This window comes from Streptomyces fuscigenes, from assembly GCF_021556455.1.
Lineage (GTDB): Bacteria > Actinomycetota > Actinomycetes > Streptomycetales > Streptomycetaceae > Streptomyces > Streptomyces fuscigenes.
Map to the genome: position 1 here is coordinate 22162 of NZ_JAKGCV010000020.1, position 9053 is coordinate 31214.

Here is a 9053-nt window from a genome sequence, read left to right on the forward strand (position 1 = left end):
CGGCGACTCCGTAACGGCGCCTCGGACAGCCGGCGGAAGCCCGCCTCCTGCTCGCCGCCTGACGGAAGAAACGCCGCGCGCCCCCCTTGCCCGGCCTCGCGGCCGCCGCAGGGGGCGCTTCATCGTGCCCAGGCAGCCTCAACTCAAGCGCACCGCGTCCAAGGCCATGTCCCATGGGAACTGCTCGGGGGCGCCATGTTTCGGCTGGTGCGGCTCATACCCTGCCGAGCCGTCGAGATACACCACTCCCTGCGCCCGTAGGTCACGGATGCTCCGTAGCACAGCTGGTTGCGCTGCCTGAGCCCGGTTGAAGTACGGGATCGCGAAGGTGGGAACCCCCATGTTCACCCCCTCTGACACCAGCCCGAGCGCGAGCGTGTCAGCAATCCCGGCGCCCCACTTGTTCAGGGACGTTGCCGACAGTGGCGCGACGAGCATTGCGGCCGCCTTCGGTAGGGCGTCCGTCTCCCAAGGGAGCTTGTACTGCGACCGCACAGGGTGCCCTGTCAGTTCCTCCAGCACATCGATGCGAGGTTCCCACCACCGTGCCGCGGAGGGCGTGAGGATCAGGCATACGTCCCAGTCGCGATCTTGCGCCCGACGGATGCCTTCATCGACGAACTGAGTTGGACCGGCCGCGCAGGCGATCAGGTACAAAGTGCTCATGCCGTGAGTCCACAGGCCGTCGCCAGGCTGCGCAAGGCCGCGCTCGGGATCGGCGTGGCGCCCACTACGTCCTTTACAAGGTCCACGCTGGATTGGCGGCCCTTGACCTCTTCGGGCGCCAACTTGGCCGCCTCGATGAGGGACTCAGCGGCTTTCTCCTTCTTCCGGGCGAGCAGCTGAGCGCGCGCCATGGTGATGAGGTGCTGCGCTCTGCGCTCTCGCGTCATGTCCGCGACCGCCCCGGGGGTCAGCGTCTCTGCCGCTTCCAAGGCCGACCAGCCGTCCTCGAACCTGGTCAGCACGTCGATCCTGTGAAGCCTCACATTCGTCGGGCCGAACATCGTGAAGTCCTCGTTCAGATCGGCACCCTGCCGATCGGCTACCTCGTCGGCCCGGTCGACGTGCCCGGTTGCCCGCCGCACAGCCGCCGTAGAGCGCTCCTCTGCCGACGCGGCGATCGCTGCGTTCAAATACAGCATGCCGAGTGTGGACAACCCCAGTGGTCCGCGCGCCACCAGGGCGTCGTGCAGGCGCTGAGCTGCGTCGATCGCGAAGGCGACCGCCTGGTGAGGGCGGTCCTGGTAGGTCAGGGACTTCGCGACTCGCCGCGACGCTGCGCCGATCGCAACAGCGTCTCCAGAACGTTCGGCTGCGGCGAGCGACCGATCCGCGACCACGGCAGCCTGGACCGCCGTGACGGCGCCGTACTTGTGGAGAAAGGACGCGCTCAGCTGCAGCACCCTCGACAGCAGCGCGTGCGCCTCACCCGCATCGGGGCCTGCGTCGTCGGAGGCCCGCTGCGCCTGAAGCATCAGCTGGGGCAGATCCCGGCCGAGAGCGCCGTAATGGCACGCCTGAAATGCGTCGCAGCAGTACTCAAGCTGGCGGCGCAACGTATCGAGGCGCACCGGGGGGTCGGTCGGGACGGCGGTCTCGTACAGAACGTCGATGACTGCAAGCGCCTCGGGAGGAGGCTCGGAGGCGGGGGGCGGTGTGGGCTGGCCGTCGGTCAAGAGTTGCTCCAGGGGTACGCGCAGGACCTCGGCTGCACGCAGGAGCACGGATAGGCGCGGGTCTTGCTGCCGCTGCCCGCCTTCGATGTCCTGGACCCACCGCTTGGTCTGGCCCATCAGCCGACCGAAATCTGACTGCGTGAATCCCCGGCGGTCGCGCCAGTAGGCGATGCGGCGGCCGATATGAGCAGTTTCCATGCGGAGCTCCCGAACAAGGCACGCACTTTGCGTGCCACTCCCCGTTGTACCGCGTCCTAACGTGCAGGCACAGACACGGAACGCAATCAGACGAGGGTCATGATGCAGACATCAGCGCGCAGACGGACCGTCGAACTGGATTCCGACTCGCTCACAGAGGAGCAGCGACGAGGCGGCGCATGCGCCTTCTGCGCCCTCCCCGTGTCGACCGCAACGGCGATCGACCTCGGAGCACGGCCGGACACTGGCGGCGTGGCGATCTTCCCGCGCGCCCACCCCGAATGCCTCGGCGGTGCGTCATGACCTGGTGCCCCAAGGGCGGACACGACTTCCCCGTCGAGACCCAAGACGGCGCGTACTGCGAAACACACGGCATCCGGCTGGTGTGGCACGCCCCCCCACGACCCCGAACAGCCCCCGCACCCGTACTTCGCAGCCCTCGCCGCGCCGCAGCAAGGGGAGCCGCCGCCGTGCAGTACCTGACGGGCGGCAGCTGCTTCCGGTGTGACCGCGACGGCGTCACCGTGACGCACTTCGGCGACCTGATCGGCGAGGACGGAGCGGAGACTCCCCTCTTCGCCTGCCGCGCCTGCGTGGCACGCCTGATCGCTATGCACGAGCGTGCCCACGAGTACCCGGTGCGGCGCTACGCGCTCGCCCGCGCCCCCTGAACCGCTCCGGCCGGCGGAGAGTCCCCCGGCTCGCCGCCACCGCCGGCCGGAGCTCCAGACTCCCGACCCGCACCCGGGCCGGGCGGCTCCACTTCACGACGACACGTCAACAGAGGAGACAGCAGGATGTTTGTGCATTCCGACCGACTGCCGACCGGCACCCCGCTGCCGAGCGGCAGCATTACGCCCCGCCCCTGGGGCCTGACTCGCATGGCCCCCTACCCGACGCAGGCCCAGGGCTACTCTCGAACCGAGCTGAACCCGCTCACCCAGACCGCGACGTACTACGACCTGGTCGGCGCGGAGATGCCGGCGCCCAAGCACGGCACCAGCAGCGGCACCAAGCCCACCACCGGAACGTCCCCTGACGGGCAGGGCAAGGGCGACTCCGATTCCGGGAACGACACCGACCAGTGACCAACGGGCCCGTGCTGGTCGTCACGAACCTCGACGACCCCACGGCCGACGTGGTGATCAGCGAGCTGCACGACCGGGGCGTCCCGGTCGTGCGGTTCGACTCCGGGGACTTCCCCCACGCCTTGTCGGTCGCGGCCACCATCACCTCCGACGGCCTCGACGGCACCCTGTCGACACCCACCCGGAAAGCCGCCCTGAGGAACGTACGGTCCCTCTACTACCGGCGGCCCAGCGGATTCACATTTCCCCACCTCGACGAGCAGGACGCCCGCTTCGCCATCACCCAGGCCCGCTACGGCCTCGGCGGCGTCCTCGCATCCCTCCCGGACTGCCTGTACGTCAACCACCCCCACCAGATCAGCGACGCCGAGTTCAAGCCGTCCGGACTCCTCAGAGCAGCCGAGTCCGAGTTCCTGGTTCCGCCGACGCTCATCACGTCCGACCCGGCCGCCGTGCGGTCGTTCATCACCGAGCACGGGCCGACGATCTACAAGCCCCTGTGGGCGCCCCTGTACCTCGTCGACGGCGAGGCCGAGGCTGTGAAGGTCGCGGAAGTCGCCGCAGACGAGATCACCGACGCTGTGGCCGGCACCGTGCACCTGTTCCAGCAGCGCGTCGACAAGGTCGCCGACGCCCGGGTGACGGTCATCGGCGACGAGATCTTCCCGGTCCGCATCGACAGCGACCTCCTCGACTGGCGCACCGACTACGACAAGCTGAAGTACTCCGTCCCGAACCTGCCGTCCGGACTCGACGCCTCGATGCTTCACTACCTGGCCCGCTACGGCCTCGTCTTCGGCGCCTTCGACTTCGCGATCGACGCCGAGGGCCGATGGTGGTTCCTGGAGTGCAACCCCAGCGGGCAGTGGGCGTGGTTGGAGCCCGAGACCGGCCTGCCCATGATCGCCACCATGGCGGACCTCCTGGAGAGGAAGACCCAATGACGACCGACGACGCCGCGCTTCGCTCGGCCCTGGCCGAGCAGCTCACGGCCGGAGGCCACATCCGCACGGAGCCCTGGCGCGATGCTGCCCGGGCCGTGCCGCGGCACGAGTTCCTGCGCGGCGGCTTCTTCGAGCAGGTCCGCCGGCCGGGCCCGGCCGCCTGGCGGCCCGTGCTCGCCGACGACAGCGAGTGGCTCGCGAGCTGCTACCGGGACGAGTCCCTGGTGACGCAGATCGCGGGCACCGTCGTGCCCGACGACATCAGCGGCGAGATCCGGCGCGAGCCCACCTCATCCAGCACGCTGCCGGGCCTGGTCCTGCGGATGCTCGAGGACCTGGAAGTCGCGGACGGGCACCGCGTGCTGGAGATCGGCACGGGCACGGGCTACTCGGCCGGCCTGCTCAGCCACCGCCTGGGCGACGAGTTGGTGACGTCCGTCGAGGTCGATCCGGACATGTCCGCCCGCGCGGCCGCGGGCCTGTGGGCCGCGGGCTTCGAACCGCATCTGGTCGTCGGCGACGGCCTGCTCGGCTACCCGCCGGACGGCCCGTACGACCGGCTCGTTGCGACGTGCGGAGTCGTTGACCTGCCGGCCACGTGGCTCGACCAGGTCCGGCCGCGCGGCATCATCCTGGCGACGTTGGGCGGCTGGCTACAGTCCTCCGAACTCGCTCGCCTGACCGTCGGCGAGGACGGCACCGCCCGGGGCCACTTCCTCGGTGGTCACGTGTCGTTCATGCTCGCCCGGCCGCAGCTCCCCCCACCGGTCGGCGTCCTGCCCGACATCGACGGCACAACTGAGCGCGTCGCCAAGATCAGTCCGGACGTCCTCGACGACTGGGATACGCGCTTCGTCGCCCAGCTGGCGGCGCCCCGGGCCCAGCGCCTCGCCCTGGAGCGGGACGGGGTCACGGAGACCGTGCTCCTGGACGCGGCCGCCGGATCGTGGGCTGCCCTCCGCCAGATGGGGCGCACCTGGACTGTGCGGCAGGGTGGCCCCGATGCCCTGTGGGACGCCGTCGAAGACAGCGTCGGGAGGTACGTCAGCGATGGTGCCCCCGATCTGACGCGATTCGAGATTGCCGTCGGCCCGGGCGGGCTCTCAGCCACCTGGCCACGGGCGGCGTAGCCCCGATCAGGTCTCCCGGACGAGCACAGCCGGTGGGACACCGAGCGCGTCAGAGATCCGGATGGCGTGTCGAGTAGGGGACTCGCCTGCCTCTGCTCGATCCGCACGTAGGCCGCTCGGTCCATCTCCGCCCGTGCGCCGAATGGGCGCGCACGGGGCACACGCGGCCGACTGGCGTACTCGTCTCCGCCATGTCGCGCCGTGAGGCGCCACGACTCGGTCAAGGCGCCCCGCCCCCAAGTAGTGGGCAGGGCGAACTACGTTGGACAGCACGACGCCCCCGCCGAGCTATCCGGCAGGGGGGCGTTGCTCCTGTGCGTCCGGCCTCCCCGCCGACACGACACAGGCACGCGGGAGGCTCGTCTCAGGCGCATGAGGGGAGTCACGCCTGCCCCTCCCGATGGCGGCACTCTACGGCGGCTGTCCGGAGGGTCCATCCCCTGATCGGATGACCATGGCCCCCCACCAGGCCGTCAGTTGGGCCGTGCTGCGCATCCCCAGCACCGTCTTCGCGTCGGCGAGTTCCTGGGACACGGTCCGGGCCCGCACGCCGACCCCGGTGTCGACGGGGTGGAGTCCTCTTTCTTGCGTCATCGTAGGACAGATCAGACAACGGCAGCCGGATCCCGCGCCATGTCACTTCATGCTGTGGGGATGTGGCATCGATGTGGCATCAGGGTCTTCTCTCGGCCCTGATGCGACATCCTGCGGGGGATCTGACCTGCGGTGGGCGCGGACGGTTTCGAACCGCCGACATCTGCTTTGTAAGAGCAGCGCTCTACCCCTGAGCTACGCACCCGTGGATGAGGCAACAGCGTACATGGCGCACCGGCCCGCGCGGCAAACGCCATGACCGGCCCGGGAGCGGGAAACGGGCGGCCCCGGGAAGCGCGGGAGGCAGGGCGGAGGCGGGCAGCAGGCCGCTCCGGGGCAGCCCCGGAGCCAAGGCCGGGACAGCCCCGTAGCCTCGGCCCGGGCGAGCCCGGAGCCAAGGCCGGGACAGCCCCGGAGCCGCGCCCCGAGTGCGCCCGTGCCCCGGCGGCCCCCGCCCGGTGCCATCAGCCCCGGACGGGGGTTAGCCCCACCCCGTAGACGGTGGGCGGCCGGATCGGCCCGCCGGGCGGCTGCTTCTACCGTGGTGTCACCGCTCGGCGACCGTCCGACGGCCGTCCGTACCGGCCTCTCCCGTGCCTGACGGCCGCCGGCCGGCAGAGACCGCACCCCGCACCGCCCGCACCTCCCGACGCCTCACCCGCCGCATCCCGACCCTGGGGGAAGATCACCGTGACCACCGCCGCCCGCCCACGCAAGCACACCCATGCCGTCCTCGCCGTCTGCGGGGTCGCGGTGCTCGCGGCCACGGCCACCGCGTGCGGCTCCGACCCGTCGGACGCGCCCGTGCAGAAGCACACCTTCGCGTTCACGGGCAAGAAGCTGACGATCAAGGCCGACGACTCCTCCGTGCGGATCGTGCCCGGTGACGTGACGGGAATCCACGTGCAGCGGCAGGTGCAGGGCTGGGTGTTCGTCGGTACCGGACCGAGCCCGTCGTGGCGGCTGGAGGGGGACACGCTCACGCTGAAGGTCAAGTGCGCGGGCCTGACCTCGGACTGCAACGCGCGCCACACGGTGACCGTGCCGCGCGACGTGGCCGTGACGGTCACGAGCGGCAACGGGTCCGTCACCGCGAAGGGCTTCCGTACGGCGGTCACCCTGGACACGTCCAACGGGAGCGCCGAGGTGTGGGACAGCTCCGGTCCCGTCAGCCTGAGCTCCCACAACGGCTCCGTGACCGGCGTCGGGCTGACCGGAAGCAAGGTGTCGGCGTCCAGCAGCAACGGCTCGATCCGCCTCGGCTTCTCCTCCGTGCCGGACGACGTCCACGCCGTCAGCGACAACGGGCGCATCCAGATCGGCCTGCCGAAGGGCCACACCGCGTACGCGGTCGACGCCGGCAGCAACAACGGCCACACGGACATCGGCGTCCCGCGCGACGACGCCAGCCCGCACTCGGTGAAGGCCCGCGCTTCCAACGGCGGAATTTCGGTGCGGGCCCTGAACTGACCGACCCGTGTGTTCGTCCTTGCCGGGTGGGACAATGAACCGGCAGGTCGAAACCGGCACGGGAGAGGCATGTGACATACGCGCATCCGCACTCTGGGGACTCCGCAGACTCTGGAGCGAGCGCGGACGCCGCGCGTCAGCGCGCCGCTGCTGCCGACAGCCGGGCCGGCGGCCCCTCACGCTCCGGCCGGCCCCCCGCGCGTACGGCACGGGCGCGCGCCGCCGGGCCCGCGCGCACGGCATGGTCCGGGGGCCTGCGTGAGCTGTGCGCGCTGGTGCTGCTGCCCGTTCCCCTGCTGGTAGCGGCCCTGCCGGCCGCTCTGGCGAGCGGCGGCGCGAGCGGCGGGCGGCGGTGGTTCGGCGGCGGCCGGGGCGGCAGCGAGCAGCAGCGCGCGGCGGCCCAGGCGGCGAAGGACGCTGCGGCCGAGTCGTTCTACGAGCTGGACACCGCGCAGCGCGACCTGCGGATCTCCATCGAGACGATCAGCGCGGTCGACAGCTCGCCGCGCTCGCGCAAGGCGCTCGACGACTTCGCGTCGATCGGCCGCCGCATCGACGAGGTCAGCAGCGGCTACATCACGGCGGTGGACGCCCACGACCTGGACCGGCACGACCTCGATCTCGCGACGGCGACCCGCGCGCACAACGAGCTGACGAAGGCGAAGGACGAGCTTGACCGGGTCAAGGGCGAGCTGGAACGGTTCGCCGCGAGCCTCGGTCCGCTGCTGGAGAGCGCCGAGACGCAGCTCGCCCGCCTCGCGCCCGCCGTGGAGCGGGCGAAGCAGGCGCTGCTCGCCGCGAGCAACGCGCTGGACACCGTGCGTGGCTCCGGGCTGCGCGCCGACGATCTCGCGGCGCGCCTCGCCGCCCTGTCGCCCGAGCTGACGCGGCTCAACGAGGGCGCCGGCCGGCACGGCGTGTCGGAGACGCTGCAGCGTGCCGACCGCGTCCTGCGCGAGGCCGAGGGCGTGCGGCGGGACGCCGAGCGCCTGCCGGAGCGCGCGCGGGAGATCGACCGGCGCCTGGTGTCGCTGCGGACCCGCGCGCAGGCCCTGACGAACCGGGCGGGCTCGGTCGAGCCGGTCCTCAGCGAGCTGCGCCGCCGCTTCTCCGTCGCGTGCTGGCAGGACCTCCAGTCCGTGCCCGCCCAGGCCGGGGAGAACGTCCGCCAGGCGGAGACCAAGCTGGCCGAGGCGACCCGGGCGCGCGAGGAGCAGCGCTGGCCGGACGCGACGTCGCTGCTCAGCACCGTACGGGCGCTGCTCAACGACACGGACGAGGCGGTGTCCGCCGCGGGCGACCGCCTCCAGCGGCTCAACGAGGTGCAGAAGGACCCGCAGCGCGAGGTCGACCGCTCGCGCTTCGCGATCCGGGACGCGCAGCGCCTGGCGATGGCGGGCCGTTCGACGCCCGACCCGCGGCACGCCCGTCCGCTGGACGACGCGGTGGGCCGCATCGACCGCGCGCTGGCCGGCCTCCAGGGGCGGCACCCGGACTACTGGCAGTTCCTGACCGAGATGGAGGCCGTGCGCGAGACGGCCGGGCGCGTGGTCACGGAGATCCGCGAGGAGCGGGCGGGGACGGGCCGCCACTGACCGGCCGCCGGGCCCGGTGCACGCGCCGGTCGCCTTACCGCCCGCACCCCAGGTGCTCGGCGTCCGCGAAACGGCGCCGGGCCCGGGCCGCCGGGTGGTCCACCGGATACGCTCGGTCCATGCCTCGATACGAGTACCGCTGCCGCGCCTGTGGCGCCACGTTCGAACTCCGGCGGCCGATGGCCCAGTCCGCGGCCCCCGCGCCGTGCCCCGCCGGGCACGGCGACACCGTCAAGCTCCTGTCGACCGTCTCCGTGGGAGGGACCGCCCAGGGCGGCGACGCGCCGGCCGGCGGCGGGGGCGGCTGCTGCGGCGGGGCCTGCGGCTGCGGCTGACCCCGGCCCACGGCCCGGAC

Annotated in this window: 10 protein-coding genes and 1 tRNA gene; 7 read left to right on the forward strand and 4 right to left on the reverse strand. The window is 71.8% G+C overall.

The genetic code is table 11. The features are described from left to right. Window positions 1–138 precede the first annotated feature (138 nt). Together L1885_RS04395 and L1885_RS04400 are read right to left on the reverse strand one after the other, a co-directional pair. The gene (locus L1885_RS04395) at window positions 139–666 is read right to left on the reverse strand and encodes a flavoprotein (protein WP_235795631.1); all 528 of its coding nucleotides are present in this window, start codon (window positions 664–666) and stop codon (window positions 139–141) included. After that, window positions 663–1877, reverse strand: a complete 1215-nt coding sequence (locus L1885_RS04400; RefSeq protein WP_235795632.1) for a helix-turn-helix domain-containing protein — start codon at window positions 1875–1877, stop codon at window positions 663–665. The genes L1885_RS04395 and L1885_RS04400 overlap by 4 nt, the downstream gene beginning before the upstream one ends. A gap of 470 nt (window positions 1878–2347) precedes the next feature. Between L1885_RS04400 and L1885_RS04405 the strand changes: the two genes are divergently transcribed. The 4 genes from L1885_RS04405 (at window position 2348) to tgmC (ending at window position 5039) form a co-directional block, all read left to right on the forward strand. Continuing rightward, window positions 2348–2548: a hypothetical protein gene (locus tag L1885_RS04405; protein WP_235795633.1), complete on the forward strand. Its 201-nt coding sequence runs from the start codon at window positions 2348–2350 to the stop codon at window positions 2546–2548. A gap of 126 nt (window positions 2549–2674) precedes the next feature. Beyond that, on the forward strand, window positions 2675–2965 hold the full coding sequence (tgmA, locus tag L1885_RS04410; RefSeq protein WP_235795634.1) for a putative ATP-grasp-modified RiPP: 291 nt from the start codon (window positions 2675–2677) through the stop codon (window positions 2963–2965). Continuing rightward, complete coding sequence (gene tgmB / locus L1885_RS04415; RefSeq protein ID WP_235795635.1) at window positions 2962–3909, forward strand: ATP-grasp ribosomal peptide maturase; 948 nt, start codon at window positions 2962–2964, stop codon at window positions 3907–3909. The genes tgmA and tgmB overlap by 4 nt, the downstream gene beginning before the upstream one ends. Next, window positions 3906–5039: an ATP-grasp peptide maturase system methyltransferase gene (tgmC, locus tag L1885_RS04420; protein WP_235795636.1), complete on the forward strand. Its 1134-nt coding sequence runs from the start codon at window positions 3906–3908 to the stop codon at window positions 5037–5039. Before tgmB ends, tgmC begins: the two co-directional genes overlap by 4 nt. 411 nt (window positions 5040–5450) lie before the next feature. Here the strand turns inward: tgmC and L1885_RS04425 are convergent, their stop codons facing one another. Together L1885_RS04425 and L1885_RS04430 are read right to left on the reverse strand one after the other, a co-directional pair. Beyond that, on the reverse strand, window positions 5451–5633 hold the full coding sequence (locus L1885_RS04425; protein ID WP_235795637.1) for a hypothetical protein: 183 nt from the start codon (window positions 5631–5633) through the stop codon (window positions 5451–5453). A gap of 133 nt (window positions 5634–5766) precedes the next feature. Beyond that, window positions 5767–5838 (reverse strand) — tRNA-Val (locus L1885_RS04430). A 485-nt stretch (window positions 5839–6323) separates the two neighbouring features. On the opposite strand from L1885_RS04430, the gene L1885_RS29100 reads away from it, so the two are divergent. The 3 genes from L1885_RS29100 to L1885_RS04445 all read left to right on the forward strand — a co-directional run bounded on the left by L1885_RS29100 (window position 6324) and on the right by L1885_RS04445 (window position 9033). Beyond that, a complete protein-coding gene (locus L1885_RS29100) occupies window positions 6324–7103 on the forward strand; it encodes a DUF4097 family beta strand repeat-containing protein (RefSeq protein WP_235795638.1) in 780 nt (259 codons plus the stop codon). A gap of 254 nt (window positions 7104–7357) precedes the next feature. Beyond that, window positions 7358–8698: a hypothetical protein gene (locus L1885_RS04440; RefSeq protein ID WP_235795642.1), complete on the forward strand. Its 1341-nt coding sequence runs from the start codon at window positions 7358–7360 to the stop codon at window positions 8696–8698. Between the two features lie 119 nt (window positions 8699–8817). Beyond that, complete coding sequence (locus tag L1885_RS04445) at window positions 8818–9033, forward strand: FmdB family zinc ribbon protein (RefSeq protein WP_235795639.1); 216 nt, start codon at window positions 8818–8820, stop codon at window positions 9031–9033. Window positions 9034–9053 lie beyond the last annotated feature (20 nt).